At 68.7% G+C, this 17,932-nt stretch carries 18 protein-coding genes; 5 read left to right on the top strand and 13 right to left on the bottom strand.

Translation table 11 applies throughout. The features are described from left to right. Positions 1-155 precede the first annotated feature (155 nt). Positions 156-1,178 (top strand): glycosyltransferase family 2 protein, encoded by a 1,023-nt coding sequence (locus tag IFJ75_RS16745; protein ID WP_207869618.1) that lies wholly within the window; start codon positions 156-158, stop codon positions 1,176-1,178. Positions 1,179-1,190: 12 nt separating this feature from the next. On the opposite strand, the gene IFJ75_RS16740 is transcribed toward IFJ75_RS16745, so the two are convergent. Next, positions 1,191-1,427: a DUF1674 domain-containing protein gene (locus IFJ75_RS16740; protein WP_207869616.1), complete on the bottom strand. Its 237-nt coding sequence runs from the start codon at positions 1,425-1,427 to the stop codon at positions 1,191-1,193. Between the two features lie 237 nt (positions 1,428-1,664). On the opposite strand from IFJ75_RS16740, the gene IFJ75_RS16735 reads away from it, so the two are divergent. Both IFJ75_RS16735 and IFJ75_RS16730 read left to right on the top strand, forming a co-directional pair. Next, positions 1,665-2,909: an NAD-dependent epimerase/dehydratase family protein gene (locus tag IFJ75_RS16735; RefSeq protein WP_207869614.1), complete on the top strand. Its 1,245-nt coding sequence runs from the start codon at positions 1,665-1,667 to the stop codon at positions 2,907-2,909. A gap of 18 nt (positions 2,910-2,927) precedes the next feature. Then, entirely contained in the window at positions 2,928-3,800 is an 873-nt protein-coding gene (locus IFJ75_RS16730; protein ID WP_207869612.1) for an NAD-dependent epimerase/dehydratase family protein, read from the top strand. Positions 3,801-3,849: 49 nt separating this feature from the next. Here IFJ75_RS16730 and IFJ75_RS16725 read toward each other — a convergent pair whose 3' ends face one another. The 6 genes from IFJ75_RS16725 to pheS form a co-directional block, all read right to left on the bottom strand. Further along, positions 3,850-4,473: a DUF1134 domain-containing protein gene (locus tag IFJ75_RS16725; protein ID WP_207869610.1), complete on the bottom strand. Its 624-nt coding sequence runs from the start codon at positions 4,471-4,473 to the stop codon at positions 3,850-3,852. Between the two features lie 135 nt (positions 4,474-4,608). Beyond that, on the bottom strand, positions 4,609-7,047 hold the full coding sequence (gene pheT / locus IFJ75_RS16720; RefSeq protein ID WP_207869608.1) for a phenylalanine--tRNA ligase subunit beta: 2,439 nt from the start codon (positions 7,045-7,047) through the stop codon (positions 4,609-4,611). Next, on the bottom strand, positions 7,044-7,439 hold the full coding sequence (locus IFJ75_RS16715; RefSeq protein WP_207869606.1) for a hypothetical protein: 396 nt from the start codon (positions 7,437-7,439) through the stop codon (positions 7,044-7,046). The genes pheT and IFJ75_RS16715 overlap by 4 nt, the downstream gene beginning before the upstream one ends. Next, entirely contained in the window at positions 7,436-7,840 is a 405-nt protein-coding gene (locus IFJ75_RS16710) for a hypothetical protein (protein WP_207869604.1), read from the bottom strand. The genes IFJ75_RS16715 and IFJ75_RS16710 overlap by 4 nt, the downstream gene beginning before the upstream one ends. After that, entirely contained in the window at positions 7,837-8,226 is a 390-nt protein-coding gene (locus IFJ75_RS16705) for a hypothetical protein (RefSeq protein WP_207869602.1), read from the bottom strand. The genes IFJ75_RS16710 and IFJ75_RS16705 overlap by 4 nt, the downstream gene beginning before the upstream one ends. A 4-nt stretch (positions 8,227-8,230) precedes the next feature. Beyond that, the gene (pheS, locus tag IFJ75_RS16700; RefSeq protein WP_207869600.1) at positions 8,231-9,307 is read right to left on the bottom strand and encodes a phenylalanine--tRNA ligase subunit alpha; all 1,077 of its coding nucleotides are present in this window, start codon (positions 9,305-9,307) and stop codon (positions 8,231-8,233) included. A 130-nt stretch (positions 9,308-9,437) separates the two neighbouring features. On the opposite strand from pheS, the gene IFJ75_RS16695 reads away from it, so the two are divergent. Further along, the gene (locus IFJ75_RS16695) at positions 9,438-9,914 is read left to right on the top strand and encodes a DUF805 domain-containing protein (protein WP_207869598.1); all 477 of its coding nucleotides are present in this window, start codon (positions 9,438-9,440) and stop codon (positions 9,912-9,914) included. A gap of 98 nt (positions 9,915-10,012) precedes the next feature. Here the strand turns inward: IFJ75_RS16695 and rplT are convergent, their stop codons facing one another. The 5 genes from rplT to IFJ75_RS16670 form a co-directional block, all read right to left on the bottom strand. Continuing rightward, the gene (gene rplT / locus IFJ75_RS16690) at positions 10,013-10,366 is read right to left on the bottom strand and encodes a 50S ribosomal protein L20 (protein ID WP_207869596.1); all 354 of its coding nucleotides are present in this window, start codon (positions 10,364-10,366) and stop codon (positions 10,013-10,015) included. Positions 10,367-10,417: 51 nt separating this feature from the next. Next, positions 10,418-10,615 carry a 50S ribosomal protein L35 gene (gene rpmI, locus IFJ75_RS16685; protein ID WP_003166435.1) on the bottom strand — a complete coding sequence of 66 codons (198 nt, stop codon included), beginning with the start codon at positions 10,613-10,615 and terminating at the stop codon, positions 10,418-10,420. Positions 10,616-10,786: 171 nt separating this feature from the next. Continuing rightward, a complete protein-coding gene (locus IFJ75_RS16680) occupies positions 10,787-12,772 on the bottom strand; it encodes an alpha/beta hydrolase family protein (protein WP_225896876.1) in 1,986 nt (661 codons plus the stop codon). A gap of 84 nt (positions 12,773-12,856) precedes the next feature. Then, positions 12,857-14,119, bottom strand: coding sequence for an MFS transporter (locus IFJ75_RS16675; RefSeq protein ID WP_207869594.1), 1,263 nt, complete (start codon positions 14,117-14,119; stop codon positions 12,857-12,859). A gap of 40 nt (positions 14,120-14,159) precedes the next feature. After that, complete coding sequence (locus tag IFJ75_RS16670; protein WP_225896875.1) at positions 14,160-15,173, bottom strand: NAD-dependent epimerase/dehydratase family protein; 1,014 nt, start codon at positions 15,171-15,173, stop codon at positions 14,160-14,162. Positions 15,174-15,248: 75 nt separating this feature from the next. Here IFJ75_RS16670 and IFJ75_RS16665 point away from each other — a divergent pair, with 75 nt between their 5' ends. Further along, positions 15,249-15,830 carry a TetR/AcrR family transcriptional regulator gene (locus tag IFJ75_RS16665; protein ID WP_207869592.1) on the top strand — a complete coding sequence of 194 codons (582 nt, stop codon included), beginning with the start codon at positions 15,249-15,251 and terminating at the stop codon, positions 15,828-15,830. Positions 15,831-15,839: 9 nt separating this feature from the next. On the opposite strand, the gene IFJ75_RS16660 is transcribed toward IFJ75_RS16665, so the two are convergent. After that, positions 15,840-17,774 carry an alpha/beta hydrolase family protein gene (locus IFJ75_RS16660; protein WP_225896874.1) on the bottom strand — a complete coding sequence of 645 codons (1,935 nt, stop codon included), beginning with the start codon at positions 17,772-17,774 and terminating at the stop codon, positions 15,840-15,842. Positions 17,775-17,932 lie beyond the last annotated feature (158 nt).

The following is a 17,932-nucleotide window of genomic DNA, read 5'->3' as shown; positions in this document are numbered from 1 at the left end:
AACGGGGGCCGCTCTGGGATGTGCGTCTGCGGGGAGCGCGCGCCTCATACAAGGGCGCGACGGAAAAGGCCAGTAGGCTCAAATCAGGGCCGTAGAACGGCGATCGCTTCGGGTTTGTCGTCGGGCCGGGCCCGTGTCAGATCATATCCATGCCCATGCCTCCGTCTTCCGCCGGGTCAGAGCCTGTGAACGACCGCCCGGCGCGCGGCGGACCGGCCATCGTCACGACCTTGCGCGACGCGGGGCCGCTGCTGGATCGCTTCATCGCCTGGCACGTCGCGGCGGGCTTCGCGCGCCTGTATCTGGTGTTTGACGACCCGGCGGATCCCGACGCCGTCCGGGTGGCGAGCCGCCCCGGCGTGACGGTCATCGTCCATGACGGGGCCCTGCGCGAGGCCTGGACCGCCCAGTCTGTGTACGCCGGACTGGCCGATTCCATCGACACCGAGGTGATGGCGCGGCAGATTCTCAACGCCGCCGTCGTCATGGATCGGGCGCGGCGCGACGGGTGTTCCTGGCTGCTGCATATCGACATCGACGAACTGTTCTGGTCCCCCAATCAGTCGGTCGCGGACCATTTTTCGGCCCTGGAGGCCGAGCCGTTCGACGTCGTGACCTATCGCAACCTCGAAGCGGCGCCCGAGGCGGACGAGATCGATGACCCGATGGGTCAGGTCACCCTGTTCAAGGTCCCTCCGGAGCGACTGCCGACCCTGCCCCAGGCGGCCTTGCGACAGGCGTTGCAGGCCAGCCCGCGGTTCCGGACCGGGATCTTCAACCTCTATTCCAACGGCAAGTCGGCGGCGCGGCTCGACCGGCCGGGACTGGAGCCCTTCGGCGTGCATGATTTCGGCCGCCCCCAAGCCGGAACGGCGCGGGCGATCAGCGCGCGCCACTTCATCCTGCACTATGCCTGCTGCGGCTTTCAGGCCTTTCTGGCCAAGTATCGCCGACTGGGCCGGTTTCAGGACAGATGGTGGGGCCGATACGACATCGCCGCCGCCATCGGTCCGTTTCACCTTCAGGCCCGGGACGTGATCATGACCGGGGACGAGGCCGCGGCGCTGGCCTTCTATCGCGCCCGAGTGGCCATCGAAAATCCGGCCGAGGCCGAACGGCTGCTCGCCGCCGGAGTGCTGGAGCGGATCATCGGCCCGGCCAGATTGCTGCGTGGCTAGACTTCTGCGCGGCTAGAAGTCGACCGCCAGGCCCTTCTTCTCCCAGTCGCCGTAGCGGGTGGGTTCCGGGCCGGTCGGCCCGCCATGCTCCAGCGCCATTTCGGCCGCCTCGACGGCCCGCCGCTCCGCCGCCTCCTCCAGGGCCCGGCGGGCGGCCGGGGTCAGGGGACGCTCGCGCGTCGCGCCGGGGACATCCAGGTTGAAGCCGGGATCATTGGCGGGGGCGTCGGTCGAAACGTCGTCGGTCATGGGCGGCATGTAGGCGTTTCCGGACAGGAGGAGAAGATGGGCGCAATCCTTCTCCTCCCCGTCGTTCCGCGAGGTTCGGCGTCTCGACAGTCTCCGTTTTCGGCGTTTCTTCCGGGATCGGAGACACCCGACCCGCGCCGATCGCTGGACGGCGCCCTGCGACTTCGTCCACCGCTCCGCTTTGCCCCGGTCGTCCTCATGGTCTAGGCAGGAGCGGGGAAGGAAAGGTGGCGTAAAATGAAGGTCTTGATTCTGGGCGGCGACGGCTTCTGCGGCTGGCCCACGGCTTTGCACCTGTCGGGGAAGGGCTGGGATGTCGTGATCGTCGACAACCTGAGCCGCCGCAACATCGACAATGAGCTCGAGGTCCAGTCCCTGACCCCGATCCGGACCATGGGCGAGCGGATCGCCACCTGGAAGGAACTGACGGGCCGCACCATCGGCTTCGTCAATATGACGGTCGGCAAGGAGTTCGACCGGCTGGTCGCCCTGATCCGGGACGAGGCGCCCGACAGCGTCGTCCATTTCGCCGAACAGCGGGCCGCGCCCTATTCGATGAAATCGGCGCGGCACAAGCTCTACACCGTCGACAACAACATCAACGCCACCCACCATCTGCTGGCCGCCATCGTCGAAAGCGGCCGCGACGTCCATCTGGCCCATCTGGGCACCATGGGGGTCTATGGCTACGGCACCGCGGGGCTTAAGATCCCCGAGGGCTATCTGAAGGTCACGGTCGAGACCGACAACGGCCCCACCGAGCAGGAGATCCTGTTCCCGCCGAACCCGGGCTCGATCTATCACATGACCAAGACGCAGGACGCCCTGCTGTTCCAGTTCTACGCCCGCAACGACCGGCTGCGGATCACCGACCTGCATCAGGGCATCGTCTGGGGCGCCCAGACCGAGCAGACGCGGATGGACGAGCGGCTGATCAACCGCTTCGACTATGACGGCGACTACGGCACGGTGCTGAACCGCTTCCTGATGCAGGCGGCGGTCGGCTATCCGCTGACGGTGCACGGCGCCGGCGGCCAGACCCGGGCCTTCATCCATATCCAGGACACGGTGCGCTGCGTCGAACTGGCCCTGAACAACCCGCCGGCGCGCGGCGAACGGGTCAAGATCCTCAACCAGATGACCGAGAGCCGCCGGGTGCGCGACCTGGCCGCCATGGTCGCCCGGATGACCGGGGCGACCGTCGAAACGGTCGCCAATCCGCGTCAGGAGGCCGACGAGAACGAGCTGGTCGTGGCCAATGACCAGTTCCGCGATCTGGGGCTGAAGCCGATCACCTTGGCCGAGGGGCTGATGGCCGACGTCACCGAGGTGGCCCGCCGCTACGCCGACCGCGCCGACCTGGCCAAGATTCCCTGCATCTCCGCCTGGAACACGGACCGGGCTGAAGCGCTGGAAGCGGCGGCCTGCCCGACCCTGAATGATCCGAACGTCGCGCCCCTGCGGCCCCGGGCCAGAGCCTGAGTGCGGGCTGAGGTCGATTTGAGCGAACCCCAAAAGCTTCTGGTCTTCGGCGGCGGCTATCTGGGCCGAACTGCGGCGCTGGAAGCCATCCGCCGGGGCGGAACCGCCGTCGCCACCTCGCGCGATCCGGAGCGTCGGCTGGCGTTGGAAGCCGAAGGGATCGCCGCCGTCGACCCGAGCGACCGCGAGGCCCTGTCGGCGGCCCTCGCCGGAGCCACGACGGTTCTGATCACCGCTCCGCCCGACGCCCAGGGCTGTCCGGCGCTGAGGGCCCTGGCGGTCGCGGAATCGGTCTCCACGGCCTGGCCCGACTGGATCGGCTATGTCTCCTCCACCGCCGTCTACGGCGACCGCAACGGCGGCTGGGCCTTCGAGGACGACGCGCTCAACGCCTCCAGCCTCGAGGGCGGCCGCCGGGTGCGGGCCGAGGCCGACTGGCTGGACGCCGGACGTGGCATGGGTCTGACGGTGCAGATCTTCCGCCTGCCGGCGATCTATGGTCCCGGCCGTTCGGTGGTCGACCGGTTGCGCGACGGCTCGGCCCGGCTGGTCCGGAAGCCCGGCCAGGTCTTCAACCGGGTTCATGTCGAGGATGCGGTGGCGGGCCTGTTCGCCTCGATGGCCCAGCCCCGACCCGGCGCGGCCTACAATCTGGCCGACGACGAACCGACGCCGGCCGATGTAGTCATCGCCGGCGCCGCCGAACGGCTCGGTGTGCCGCGCCCGCGCGAGGTCGACTGGCACGACCCCGAGGTCTCGGACACCATGCGCCGCTTCTATCTGGACAACAAACGCATCTCCAACGCCCGCGCCAAGGCCGAGCTCGGCTGGCGGCCGCAGTATCCGACCTGGCGGGAGGGGCTAGAGGCGATAATCGCCGCTGAAGGCTAGCGCTGAAACGCGCTCAAGCAGCGAGCGACCGCGTCGCGAGCGGTAGCGCCTAAAAAGGAAGCACGTTCCGCTGGCGGCTGTAGGCCATGGTGCCGACATTGGCGCCGAGGCGCAGGCCGACGCCGGTGCGGACCGGGGCCAGGACGATGCCGTCGGCGCGCTGGTAGTTCACGCCCAGACCGCCGACCAGATAGGCCGAGCCCTCGACGCCCGGGTAGCGGCGGTAGATGGCGTCGGGCGTGTAGAGGCCATAGACGAGGGTGAAGACCCGGCTGGCGTTGCCGCCCAGGTCCCAGCCGATCGAAATCCCCTGCCAGAAGACGTCCTGGGCGGTGCCGAGGTCCTTCATATGCAGGGCGCCGCGGCCGTAGCGGACGCCGAGCGCCACGGCGCCCGCGCCTTCCTCACCGGCGATATAAGCGGTCGGGCTGTCACCCTGGTCGCGGAAGATGCGTTCGATGGCGCCGCCCATGGCCTCGGCGGCGATGCCCAGCTGGCGCGAGCCGGCGGCGACCAGTTCGTCGGCCGAATAGGCGGGGGCGTTGGCGTCCGAGGCGATGGGATAGGCGGGCTCGGTGCCCTGACGCGGGGCCGCGCCGCCGCTGGCGCAAGCTCCGAGCGCCGAGGTGGCGGCGGCGGCGAAACCGGTCTGGATCAGGTGGCGGCGATGCATGGCGAGGTCTCCGGCGGGTGAGTCGCCCGTCATGCGAGCGTTGCCGTCAACCTCGCGGGCCTTTGCGGCAGCCTTGCGGCGTCAGGGTTAACGAGAGGTTGAGACCCGGCCGCGAGCCGGGTCTCAACTCTGGCGTCAGGCGCGCAGCTGGGCGCCCAGCTTGGCGGCGGCTGCGACGACCCTGGTCGACAGGGCCTCGATCTCGGCCTCTGTCAGGGTCGCCTCGCGGGGCTGGAGCACGACTTCCAGCGCCACTGACTTGGAGCCCTCGGGGACGCCGGCGCCGCGATAGACGTCGAACACCCGGACCTCCTCGATCAGAGTCTTGTCGGCGCCCACGACGGCGCGGACCAGATCACCGGTCGCCTTGTCGTCCTTGACCACGAAGGCGAAGTCGCGGGTCAGGGGCTGGAGCACCGACAGGTCGGCGGCGCCGCGCGTCTTAGATTTCGCCTTGGGCTCGGGGACGCTTTCCAGCACGATCTCGAAGGCCAGCATCGGACCGTCGGCGTCCAGCGCCTTGAGCACGCGCGGATGCAGGGCGCCGAACTCGGCGATGACGGTCTTGGGCCCCAGCTGCAGCCGGGCTGAACGGCCGGGGTGCCACCAGTCGCGGTTCTGTCCCTGAGCGAGCTGCAGGGAGCCGACCGGCGCGCCGATCTCTTCCAGCAGGCCCATAAGGTCGCCCTTGAGGCCGAACAGGGCGTCGTCGGCGCCGTCCTTGCCGGTCCCCCCGCTGGCCCAATGGCGGGCGGGATGGGGCGCGATCAGGCCGGCGATGACGGTGCGCTGATCCTTCGGACCGTCGCCCGGATAGATCGGGCCGATCTCGAACAGGGCGGCGTCGGCATGGCCGCGCGCGGCGTTGCGGGCGGCGGCCTGGATCAGATTGGGCAGGGCCGAAGGCCGCATGCAGTCCAGTTCGGACGCGATGGGGTTCTCAAGCACCAGACGCTCATCCCCGCCGCCGAACAGGGCCGCGATTTTCTGGCTGGTGAAGGACCAGGTCACGGCCTCGGCGTAACCGAGCGCCGCCAGCGCCCGGCGGGCCAGACGGATGCGGGCCTGACGCGGGTTCAGCACGCCCCTGGACGACGGGTTCTGGTCGGGCAGGGGAACGTCGGGCAGGTGGTCGAAGCCGACGATGCGGGCGACCTCCTCGACCAGATCGGCCTTGCCCTCGACATCGCGGCGCCAGGACGGCGGAGTGACGGTCCAGGGCTCGGCCTGACCGGTCTCACCCGCCTTCACGAGGAAGCCGAGCTGACCCAGGATGGTGCCGATGCGGTCGTCCTCGAGGTCCATGCCCGACAGCCGCTTCACATAGGCGGGGTCGAAGGCGAAGGCCTCGGGGTTGGCTGGATGCTCGCCCGCGAGGACGATCTCCGACGGTTCGCCGCCGCACAGGTCGAGGATCAGCCGGGTGGCCAGCTCCAGCCCCGGAATGACCGAGGCCGGGTCCACGCCGCGCGCGAACCGGTACTGGGCGTCCGAGGAGATGGTCAGGCTGCGACCGGTCTGGGCCGTGACGATGGGATCGAACCAGGCGCTTTCGAGGAAGACGTCGGTGGTCTCGTCCGAACAGCCGGTCGACTCGCCGCCCATGACGCCGCCGAGGCCGATGGGGCGCTCGCCATTGGCGTCGGCGATGACGCAGACCGAGGCCTCGGCCGGATAGGTCTTGCCGTCCAGCGCGATCAGATGTTCGACCGCCCCCGTCTCGGCCGAATGCAGGCCGCCGCGGATCACGATCTCGTCCCCGACCAGCTTGCCGGCGTCATAGACGTGCAGCGGGCGGGCGCGGTCGTAGGCGATCAGGTTGGTGACATCGACCAGACGGTTGATCGAGCGCAGGCCGATGGCTTGCAGACGCGTCTGCAGCCAGGCAGGCGAGGGACCGTTCTTCACGCCGCGGATCAGGCGGCCGGCGAAGACCGGGCACATCTCCGGAGCCTCGATCCGCACCGAGATCGGCGAGGCGAAGGCGCCGCGCACCACGGCGATGTCATAGTGTTTGAGCTTGCCCAGACCCGTGGCGGCCAGATCGCGAGCGATGCCGGCGACGCCCAGCCAGTCGGGCCGGTTCGGCGTCACCTCGAAATCGATGACGGGTTCCAGCGCATAGACGTTCGCGGCCGGGGTTCCGACCGGGATCGACGGCGGCAGCTCGAGGATGCCGTCGCTCTCGCCCGGCAGCTCCAGCTCCCCGGCCGAGCACAGCATGCCGTTGGAGACGACGCCGCGCACCGGCTTCTCGACCAGTGTGACGCCGAGGCCGGGCACATAGGCGCCGATGGGGGCATAGATGGTGGTCAGGCCCGCGCGCGCGTTGGGGGCGCCGCAGACGATTTCCTTCATCCCGTCGACGGTCTCGACCTGGCAGACGCGCAGGCGGTCGGCGTTGGGGTGTTGCACCGCCTCGATGATGCGGGCGACGGTGAAGGCCTTGAGGGCGACGGTGGGATCCGAGACGTGTTCGACCTCCAGACCCGCCATGGTCATGGCGTCGGCGACGGCCGCGGCGTCCGCGGTCGTCTCCAGATGGTCCTTCAGCCAGCCGAGGGTGAATTTCACGAAGCGGCTCCGGACGGGGCGCCCGCGGGCAGGGTCTTGAGCTGTTCCAGGAACTCGGGCGCGCCGGCGTAGCCCACGGCGACGAATTCGCACCGTTCGAAAACGCAGTTGCTGAACGGTATGACGCCGTTGACGCGGGTCGGCCCCAGGGGCTGGAGCAGCAGATTGCGCATGTCGCCCTCGGCGTTGCCCATGCTGCAGGCGTTGAACTGGCAGCCGGCGATCGGAACGATCACCGCCGGTCCCTGAATGCGGCAGTTGGTGAAGGTCTTGCCGTCCAGGACAGCCTCGCCGCGCAGGGCCGCCTCGTGGAACAGCAGGGGAAGCCAGATGTCGAGATTGCTGTAGTGCGGGCCGGCGCCGAGGGCCGGGAAGGTCAGGGTCTGGCTCATGCGAGTGGTCCGCCCGAAGACATGCTGGCGATCAGCTGATCCAGGAAGGCCTCGGGGCCGGTGAAGGCGACGTTGTAGAATTCGCAACCCTCGAACACGCAATCCCGGATCGGCAGGGTTCCGGGCGCGCGCACGCCCAGGGGGCGGAGCAGGAGGTTTCTGATGTCGCCCTGGCTGTCGCCGAAATTGGTGCTGTCGAAACTGACTCCGCCGGCGACCAGCAGAACCACCGGTCCCTGCAAACGGCAACGGCGGAAGGTGCGGCCCTCGATGAAGCCGGGCGCGGCGCTGCCGACCACGACCGTGTAGAGGTCGAAAAGATTGATATCGACGTCTTCGAACACGGCTTGCGTCAGGCCCTGGGCGACGCGGATCGGGCGGTTGATCGGGGCGTAGGTCATTCGCCGCCCCTCATCGTCAGATCCTCGGCAAGGGAATCGAGGACCGCATCCGAACTGGTGAAGCCGACCTGTTTGAACCGGCAGCCGACGAATTTGCAGTTGGAGAAGCCGACCGCGCCTACCAGTTTGGGGCCCATGGGGCGGAACAGCAGGGAGCGGACGTCCTCGGTCACGCCCATGTGGCAGTTCTCGAAATTCGTGCCGTTCATGATCGCGATCATGCCCGGCCCTTCGATCACGCAGTCGGTGAAGGTTCGGCCCTCGATGACCGCCTGTCCGGCGTTCAGGGCGTGCACCGCGAGCAGGGGAAGCCAGATGGCCTCCTTTTCGAAGGTGGTGCGGGCCGCGAGTTCGCGACCGAAGGCTTCGGACATTACATCAGTCATGGGATCAGCTCAGGCCCGAGGCCGGGTTGGGAGAGGAGAAGGCGGAGAAGCCGTAATGGGCCAGCCAGCGGACGTCGGCCTCGAACATCGGGCGCAGGTCCGGCATGCCGTATTTCAGCATCCCCAGACGGTCGACGCCCATGCCGAAGGCGAAGCCCTGGTATTCGTCCGGATCGATGCCGCATGACCGCAGCACGTTCGGGTGGACCATGCCGCAACCGAGGATCTCCAGCCAGTCGGTCCCCTCGTTGAACTTGATCTGACCGCCCGAGCGGTCGCAGCGGATGTCCATTTCGGCCGAGGGCTCGGTGAAGGGGAAGTGGTGCGGACGAAAGCGGGCGTCGACCGTGTCCAGCTCGAAGAAGCGGGCGATGAAGGTCTGAAGCGTCGTCTTCAGGTGGCCCATATGGATGTCGCGGTCGATCACCAGACCCTCGACCTGATGGAACATCGGGGTGTGGGTGGCGTCGGAATCCTTACGGAAGGTCCGGCCGGGCGCGATGATGCGGATCGGCGGCTGCTGGGACATCATGGTCCGCACCTGCACCGGCGAGGTGTGGGTGCGCAGCACCTTGCGCTCGCCCGTTTCCGGATCGGGCTTGAGGAAGAAGGTGTCGTGCATCTCCCGCGCCGGGTGTTTGGGCGGGAAGTTCAGGGCCGTGAAATTGTGGAAGTCGTCCTCGATGTCCGGGCCTTCGGCGACGGCGAAGCCCATGGAGGCGAAGATGGCGACCATCTCGTCCATCACCTGCATGGTCGGATGGACCCCGCCCTTGCGGCGCGGGCGGGCCGGCAGGGTCAGATCGACCTTTTCCGACAGCAGGCGGGCGTCCAGCTCGGCGGCCTCCAGCTCGGCCTTGCGGTCGGCGATGGCCGAGGCGACGCGGTCGCGCAGGCCGTTGATCATCGGCCCCTGTTCGCGGCGCTCGTCGGGGCTCATCGCGCCCATGCCCTTGAGCAGGCCCGAGATGACGCCCGTCTTGCCCAGGGCGTTGACGCGCACGGCCTCCACCTCGGCGACTGTGGTCGCGCCGCCGATGGCGTTGATCAGATCGAGTTCGAGTTGGGGAAGATCGGTCATTGCCGGGAGCATCTAGCGGCTGGCGAGCCGTTCGTCACCCTCCGGCCCCGGAGCCGTGGGCTTAAGGATGTTCGGCGCCGCTTTCTCAACCGCCAGACGGCCAGAATGGACGCCGCAACGGGAGGTCGCGATGGGCTGGATTCGCACTCTGGGAAACAGGCTGGGCTATGGCGGCCGTTCGGATCGCCGTGAATTTCTGGCAGGAGCGGCCCTGACCGTGATCGCGCCCTATGCCCTGTCACTGGCGATCAAGGGTTCGGTCGCGCGGCTGTTCGCCGCCTTTCCCCGAACGGTCGCCCTCGGGCTGGCCCTGATCCTGACCTTGCTGGTCTGTGCGGCCATCATCGCCTGGTTCTGGGGCTGGAGCGCGCTGTTGACCCGCCGGGCCCGCGACGTCGGCGCGCCGGCCTGGTCGGGACTGGCCGGCCTGTTCGCGCTGTGGGCCGCGATGACCGCCGTGAAGGGGTTCGCCGATCCCGGTGTCTATGGCTGGACCAATGTACTCGCCTGTCTGGCCTTCGCTGTCGTCTGGGCGGTCTGGCCGAGCCGGGGCGGATCATGGGCGCCGGGGCGTCCGGGCGGTGCGCCGTCCGCCGAACCAGCCTGATTCCCCCGGCCTGCGCGAGCCGCAAACGAAAACGCCCGCCCCGGCGACCGGGACGGGCGTTTCAGATCGTGCAGACCGTAAGGACTAGGCCAGACCTCTTAGGCGAGGGCGGCGCGGACCTTGGCGGCGATTTCCTTGAAGCCCACGCCTTCCATGGCGATCGCGGCCAGGACCTTGCGGTCCAGCTCGATGCCGGCCTTGCCCAGGCCGTGGATGAACTGGGAGTAGGTGAAGCCTTCCTGACGGGCGGCGGCGTTGATGCGCTGGATCCACAGGGCGCGGAAGTTGCGCTTGTTCACGCGGCGGTCGCGGTAGGCGTATTGCCCGGCACGGTCGACGGCGGCCTTGGCCGTGCGGATGGTGTTCTTGCGGCGACCCGAGAAGCCCTTGGCCTGTTCGAGAACCTTCTTGTGTTTGGCGTGGGACGTAACGCCCCGTTTCACGCGAGCCATGATTTATTCCTTCAAATTCGTTGGGTTGAGATCAGTCTGTGCGCGCGCCGATCAGGCGTACGGCATGTAGGACTTGATCTTCTTGGCGTCGGCGTCGGCCATGACCGAAGTGCCGCGGTTTTGGCGGATGTACTTCGAGTTGTGGCTGATCAGGCGGTGGCGCTTGCCGGCCACGCCCGCCTTGACCTTACCGGTCGCGGTGAATTTGAAGCGCTTCTTGGCGCCCGACTTCGTCTTCAGTTTCGGCATTTTCCACTCTCAGTTTGAGTGGGCTACCGCTCTTCGAGCTACATGAGCCCGTCGTTGGGTAACCCGGTTTCGAAACCGCCAAGGCATGCCATTAGCCCGGCGGTTCGTAGGCGAAGGCGCGGCTAGTAGGGGAACCGGGCCCGAAAGGCAAGCGGAGTCTGGGCCGGCCGCTCAGTTCGACGGCGCGCCCGGCGGGTTGTTGGCCTCCAGGAAGCGAACCGTCTCGGTCAGCATCTGGGTGCGGGTCTCCTCGCGCGACATATGGTGGTCCTCGCCGCTCAGCTCGATCAACTCGACCGGCTTGCCCGCGCGGCGCAGGGCGGCGGCCATCACCCGGCTCTGTTCGATCGGCACCACCGTATCGTCGCGTCCGTGGATCAGGAGGATCGGCGCATCGGCCGTTTCCGCCAGTCGGGCCGGGGAGCGCGCGTCCAGCGACCGGTCGCCCGGCCCGTCCCCGCCCATGAAGCGGTTCCAGTAGCGGACGGTCTCATTGTCCTTGCGGACGCCCTGGGCGGCCTCCCAGGCGATCATGCGACGCAGGTCCGAGACACCGGACACGGCGACGGCGCAGCGGTAGACGCCGTGATCCAGCGTCGGCCCGGCCATGGCCGCATAGCCGCCGTAGCTGGCGCCGACGATACAGACGCGTTTGGGATCGATGACGCCTTCGCCGGCCAGATAGCGCACGCCGTCGGACAGGTCGGTCTGCATCTTGCGGCCCCACTCGCCGTAGCCGGCCTCCAGGAAGCTCAGCCCATAGCCCGTCGAACCGCGGAAATTGGCCTGGAGCACGGCATAGCCGCGCGACGCCATGGCCTGGGCTTCCCAGTCGAAGCCGCTTTCATCCTGCCACTCCGGACCCCCGTGGGCCAGAACCACCAGCGGCAGCCCCCTGGCGTCGGCCCGGCCGGGCGGCAGGGTCAGATAGCCGTGGATTTCGAGTCCGTCGGCGGCGTCATAGGTCACCAGCCGGACCGGGGCGACCATTTCGGGTGTGATGGTGGGGTAGGCGGATCCGACCGTGCTGACGCTGGCGTCGTCCAGATCGACGAGGTGATAGGCGCCGGAGTCTCCGTCGCCGCTGGTGTACACCACCGCCTGACGCAGGTCGTCGCTCCAGCTGACCAGTTCGGGCTTCTTGCCCGGGAAGCCGCTTTCCACGGCGGCCCAGAGTTCCCCCGCGCCCTGTTCCACGAAACTGTAGCGGGAGCCGTCGTCATCGCGCCGGGTGACGCCGACCAGTCTTCCGTTCACCGGGTGAAAGAGCGGGCGCTGAGGCGAGATTTCGAAGCGCAGGGAGCGCCACACGCCGGTCGCCAGATTGACGTCGAACAGACCTCTCACGCCCTGGCCCTGATGGGTAAGGTCGGGCCGGTCCGCCCAGACGATGACGCTGTCGCCGTTCATGCCCAGACCCATCAGGTCGGGCCGGTCCAGAAGGGCGGTCGTGGTGAAGGTCTCGCGGAAGTCGTCGCCCTGTTTGAGCTGCAGGCTCCAGCGGCCGGTGCGCTCGTCGTACTCGGCCTTGGCCACCGGATTGCCCTGGGTGTCCAGCACATAGTCCACGACCTTGTCCGACAGGGGGGCGAAGGCCCGTGGGCGGCCGTTGTCGGGATCGATCCGGTAGAGGTCCATGTGGTTCTGGCGGTCGAACTCATAGGCGCGGACCAGCACCAGGGGGGCGCCATTGTTCCGGACCACGCGCGGCATGCCCATCAGGGCCGGGAAGACGCTGGCGGCGCCGTTCAGCATCCGGGTGACCCGACGCCGGGCGGGATCGAAGATCTGGCCGAGATAGAATTCGGTCTTGCTGATGCCGAAGTCGGGAATGGATTCCGTCGAGGCGGTGGTGACCAGCACCTTGTCCTCGCCGACCCACTGGATGGCCTTCACCTTGGCCAGGCCGACGCCGACGGTGCCGAGGGTGGTGTTCGTCTTCAGGTCCGCGAGGGCCATGGTGCGCTGGTCGCCGACAACGGCGACGAAGGCCATCCGGTCGCCCGAGGGCGAGATCTGCACCAGCTCCAGCGACGGCAGGGCGCCGTAGGCCGAGAGGGGGGCGAGGGCTGGAGGCGTCTGGGTCTGGGCTTGGGCCGCGCCGGACGCGACAAGGGGCGCGAGAAGAAGCAGGGCGCCCACGAGCGCCGTCGTCACACTACGATACACGTCTGGCCCCCGCCGATACTGAACCTCGCTACATTTGCGCGGCGGAGCTGAAGGCTCAAGCGAATTTCGCCTTCAGGTCGTCGTGGAGCGGGCGATCCCGGCCTGACGGCGGCGGAAGGCCCGACCCGCATTGACCGCCGCCACCGCAGCCGGGACCGTCAGCAGGGCGCCGATCAGCATGGGCCAGTCATGGCCGACGCCCGAAAAGACGGCGCCGGCCACGATCGGGCCGACGATGCGGGCGCCGGAGCTGGCGGCCATGTTCAGACCCAGCATGGCGCCCTGTTGATCCGGCGGCGAGGAGCGCGAGATCAGGGCGGAGATATTGGGCATTGTGATCGCCATGCCGAAGGCGCCGACCGCCATCATCACCGGCACCGCCCAGGCGACGGGGGCCAGCACCTGTCCGACCAGACCGACCCCGAACAACAGACAGCCGCAGGCCAGGACCCGGCTCTCGCCGAAGCGGCGGGCCAGCCGACCGGTGACCAGGCTCTGGCAGATGACCGAAACCACGCCCACGGCCATGAAGCTGAGCCCCACCTCGCGCGCGCCCCAGCCGTAGCGGGCCTCGACCCACAGGCCGAAGGTCGACTCCATGCCCGAGAAGCCGGCCATATAGATGAGGGTCACCAGCAGGACGCGGGAGATGACCGGATTGGCCATGGCGTCGCGCACCCCGCCGAGGAAGGGCGGGCGCGGGGCGCCGGGATCGGCCCTGGCCAGGCTTTCCTTCAGGAACACGACCACGCCGAGACCGGCCAGCAGGCACAGGCCCGCCGCCGCGAAGATCGGCAGCTGGTAGCCGAGCCGGCCCAGGTCGGGGTGGACCATCAGCCCGCCCAGACCCGGCCCGACGATGAAGCCCATGCCGAAGGCCGCCCCGATCATCCCCATGCGCGCGGCGCGCTTCTCCGGCGGGGTGATGTCGGCGACATAGCCCTGGACCGTCGAGATATTGCCGGCGCCGAGGCCCGTGAACAGCCTGACCGCGACGGCCAGCCAGATGTTCGGCACGAAGGCCAGGGCCAGATAGCCGACGGCGTTGGCCAGGACGGTGATCAGAAGCACGGGCTTCCTGCCGATCCGGTCCGACAGCCGGCCCCAGAAGGGTTCGCCGAAGAACTGGCCGAGCGAATAGGCCGAGAACATCAGCGCCACCTGCCAGGCCTCGGCCTTCAGGCTCTGGCCGAAGAAGGGCAGCAGGGGCACGACCAGGCCGAACCCGACCAGATTGATGAACACCACGGCGAACAGGACGGCCAGGGCCGGGGCCTGACGCTTCGGCTCCTGCGACTTCGCGGAGGCGGCGGGATCGGACGGCGTATCGGTCATGGCCTGACGCTAGACTGAGCCGCCTGATCCGGAAACGGGGTTATGCGGCGACTTTTCCGATCAGGCTGCGGGCGCAATCCTTCAGGGTTTCGCGCGTCGGCCGGGGTGTGAAGCCGAGCATCCGCCGGGCCTTGTCAGCGCTGAAACTGTGGCGGCGGCCCAGCATGGGCGTCAGATTGCGCATCCGGGGAATGAAGACGGCTAGCAGCCGCACGATCGGATCGGGCATCCGCTTCGTCGGGACCCGGGCGCCGTCCCGGCCCAGACTTTCCTTCAGGACGGCGGCGACATCCTCCATCCACATCCGCTCGCCGGCGGCGATGAAGCGCTGGCCGGCGGCCTCGGGCGCGGTCATGGCCTTCAGATGCAGATCGGCGACATCCCGCACGTCGACCACGTTGAAGCCGATGTGCGGGATGCGCGGCGGCCGACCGTTCAGGAGGCCGTCGATCAGGGCGACCGAACTCAGGGCCTTGCGCGACAGGACCGGGCCGAAGACGGCGGCGGGCAGGACGGTGGTCAGACGGTCCGTGAAATCATTCTCCGCCGCCCAGTCCCAGGCGGCGCGCTCGGCCAAGGTCTTGGATCGGCGATAGTCGTCCAGATTGGGATCGGTGACGTCGCTCCAGACCGTCTCGTCGCTCGTGGTGTCGCCGCGCACCTCGCGCGGCGTGACGGCGGCGCAGGACGAAGTGACCACCACCCGCTTCACCCCGGCCCTGCGAGCAGAGGCCAGAACCCGAAGCGTGCCGTCGCGGGCGGGACCGATCAGCTCGGCGAGAGCCGCGCCGCTGAGCGGCGAGGCGACGTGCAGAACCCGATCGCAACCGGCCAGGGCGGCGTCCCAGCCCGCGTCGGCGGTCAGGTCGGCGACGGCGAACTCCAGGGCCTCGGTCGGGGCGCCGGCCGCCGCCACGGCGCGCCGGACCGCCTCTTGCTTGGCCGCGCTGCGCACGGTGGCCCGCACGCGATAGCCCGCCGACAGCAGTTTCGCCGCGCACCAGCCGCCGATGAAGCCCGAAGCCCCCGTCACCAGAACCATTTCCATCGCCATGCCGTTCACTCCCGTAAAGGTCTACAGGTGTATACATGCTTGTTGTCGCCTCGTCTACAGGTGTAGACATTGTCCATGACCGACACCGCCCGCCGCGATTCCGCCTCCACCCGCGCCGCTATCCTGGCCTCGGCGCGCAGGGCCTTCGCCCGGGCCGGCTATGACGGAGCGGGCCTGCGCGAGATTGCGGCCGGCGCCGGGGTCACGGCCATGATGGTCAACCGCTATTTCGGGTCCAAGGAGGCGCTGTTCGGCGAGGTCATGGCCACGATCATGTCCGCGCCCCGGGTTCTGGACGACGCTCTGATGGCTCGGCCCGACGCCGCTGAAATCCTCGCCCGCGCCGTGGTCGGGATGACGGGTCCGGAGGCCGAGCCGCTCGACGCCTTTCTGATCATGCTGCATTCGGCCTCGAGCCCGACGGCCGTGGCGGTGACCCGGCGCGAGATCGAGCGCAATCATCAGGCGAGCGTGGCGGGCGGGCTGGCCGGCCCCGACGCCGAGGTCCGCGCCGGCCTGATCCTGGCAATCGTCTCGGGCGTCCAGACCGTGCGTCAGGTCGTCGGGGTCTCCACCCTGGCCGAGGCCGATCCCGAGGTCCTGATCCGGTTTCTGACCGCCCTGTTCTCCAGCCTGCTCGCGCCCCGGAAGGTCTGAGATCCGGTTTCAGTGCGCCGGATTGTTGGCTTCGAGGAAGGCCACCGTCTCTTCGAGGGCCGCCAGACGGGTGCCGCCGCGGGACAGCCAGTGGTCCTCGCCCGGCATCTCGACCAGACGGGCTCCGGGTTTGCCGGCCTCGCGCATGGCGTTGATCATCATCCGGCTCTGTTCGATCGGCACGACGGTGTCGTCTCGGCCGTGGATCAGCAGGATGGGGATGGTGACCTTGTCCGCGAGCCGGGACGGGGAGCGGGCGTCGAGGGATCGGTCGCCCAGACCGTCGGCGCCCATGAAGCGGTTCCAGTAGCGGACGGAGACGGTGTCGCGGCGCCCGGCCTGCTGGGCCGTCCAGCCGACCATCCGGCGCAGGTCCGAGACTCCGGCGATCGAAACGGCGCAGCGATAGACGTCGGGATCGAGGGTCGCGCCGGCGAGGGCCGCATAGCCGCCGTAGCTGGCGCCGACGATGCAGACGCGTCTGGGATCGACGATGCCTTCGCCGGCAAGATAGCGCACCCCGTCGGACAGGTCGGTCTGCATCTTGCGGCCCCATTCGCCGTAGCCGGCCTCCACAAAGGCCTGGCCATAGCCGGTCGAGCCCCGGAAATTCGGCTGCAGCACCGCATAGCCGCGCGAGGCGATGGCCTGGGCCAGCCAATAGAACCCGCCGTCGTCATTGGCCTGGGGCCCGCCGTGCGGCAGGACCACCAGCGGCAGGCCGCGGGGGTCGCTGACCTGCGGCGGCAGGGTCAGATAGCCGTGGATCTCGAGGCCATCGGCGGCCTTGTAGGACACAGGCCGCACCTCCCCGACCTGGGCCGGGCCGATGGTGGGATAGGCTTCGCCGACGATGTCGGCGGCGCGGCGGTCGAAATCAACCAGTTGATAGACACCCGAGCTCCGGTCGCCGCCGGTCAGGACCAGCACCTGGTGCAGATTGTCGCTCCAGGAGACCAGGACGGGGGACTTGTCCGGGAAGGCCCGCAGGATCGCCGCCCAGCGCGTCGCCGCCGCCGGGTCGATGAACTCATAGGTCATGCCCTGGTCGCTCATCCGTGCTCCGCCGATCAGAAGGCCGGTGACCGGGTGGTGGATCAGGCTTTCAGGCTGGCGGGTGAAGGGAAGACGGGTCCATTCGGCGGTGTCGACATCGACCTGGAACAGGTTGGAGCCCGGATCGCGCGGATCGGCGGGCAGGTCGTCGCGCCGGGCCTCGACGATGATCGACCGTTCGGTGGTTCCCATGCCCCGCAGGGCGGGGGCGTCCAGCGGCGCCTCGACCAGCCAGCGGGTCGTATAGGTGGAGGCGCGGCCGTCCTGCAGCAGTAGGGCCCAGCGGCGGCGGTCGTCATAGAAGGATTTGGCGATCACCGTCCCGGAGGCGTCGAGGACAAAATCCTCGGTCGTGTAGAGCATCGGCGCGCTGAGCTGGCCGTAGGCGTTGGCCGGATTGACCCGCAGAAGATCGACGTGACCGGATCCGGTGACCGAGAAGGCGCGGACATAGATGCCCTCGCCCTGCGCCGAGGTGCGTATCTGCGGATCGCTGGCCAGCATGGGCGCCACGCCCCGCGTCGAGTTCAGGATCTGTTTGAAGGTGCGGGTGGGGACGTCGAAGACCAGCCCGAGGGCCCATTCCGATTTCGGGATGTTGAAGACGGGGATGGACTGGGCCACGCTGACGGTGGCCAGCAGGCGATCGTTGTTGATCCACTCCAGATTCCGGACCTTGGTGACGCCGACCGTGGAGGTGGCCAGCAACCGGCCGGTGGCGATCTCGGAGATGACCATGGAGCGTTCCTCGCCCATGACCGTGATCCGCGCCAGCCGCGTCCCGTCCGGCGACAGGGACACCATCTCCAGCGCCGGCAGGGCCCCGTAGGCGGCAAGCGGCGGCGGGGCCAGGCTGGTGCCTGTTTGGGCTCCTGTCGTTTGGGCCATCGACGGCCCGGCGGCCACAAGCCCCGTCAGGAGCACGGCGGCCCCGATTCCACTCAACTTCACGCAATCCCCCAGGCTCAGCCCGGCGCAATCATTGCGTGTCGGCCGGACGCGCGCAAGCATCCCGGCGCAAACGAAAACGCCCCGGCGCGAGGCCG

The organism is Brevundimonas goettingensis (genome assembly GCF_017487405.1).
Lineage (GTDB): Bacteria > Pseudomonadota > Alphaproteobacteria > Caulobacterales > Caulobacteraceae > Brevundimonas > Brevundimonas goettingensis.
Note: the sequence above shows the minus strand (reverse complement) of the source record. Positions and strands in the feature narration are given on the sequence as shown.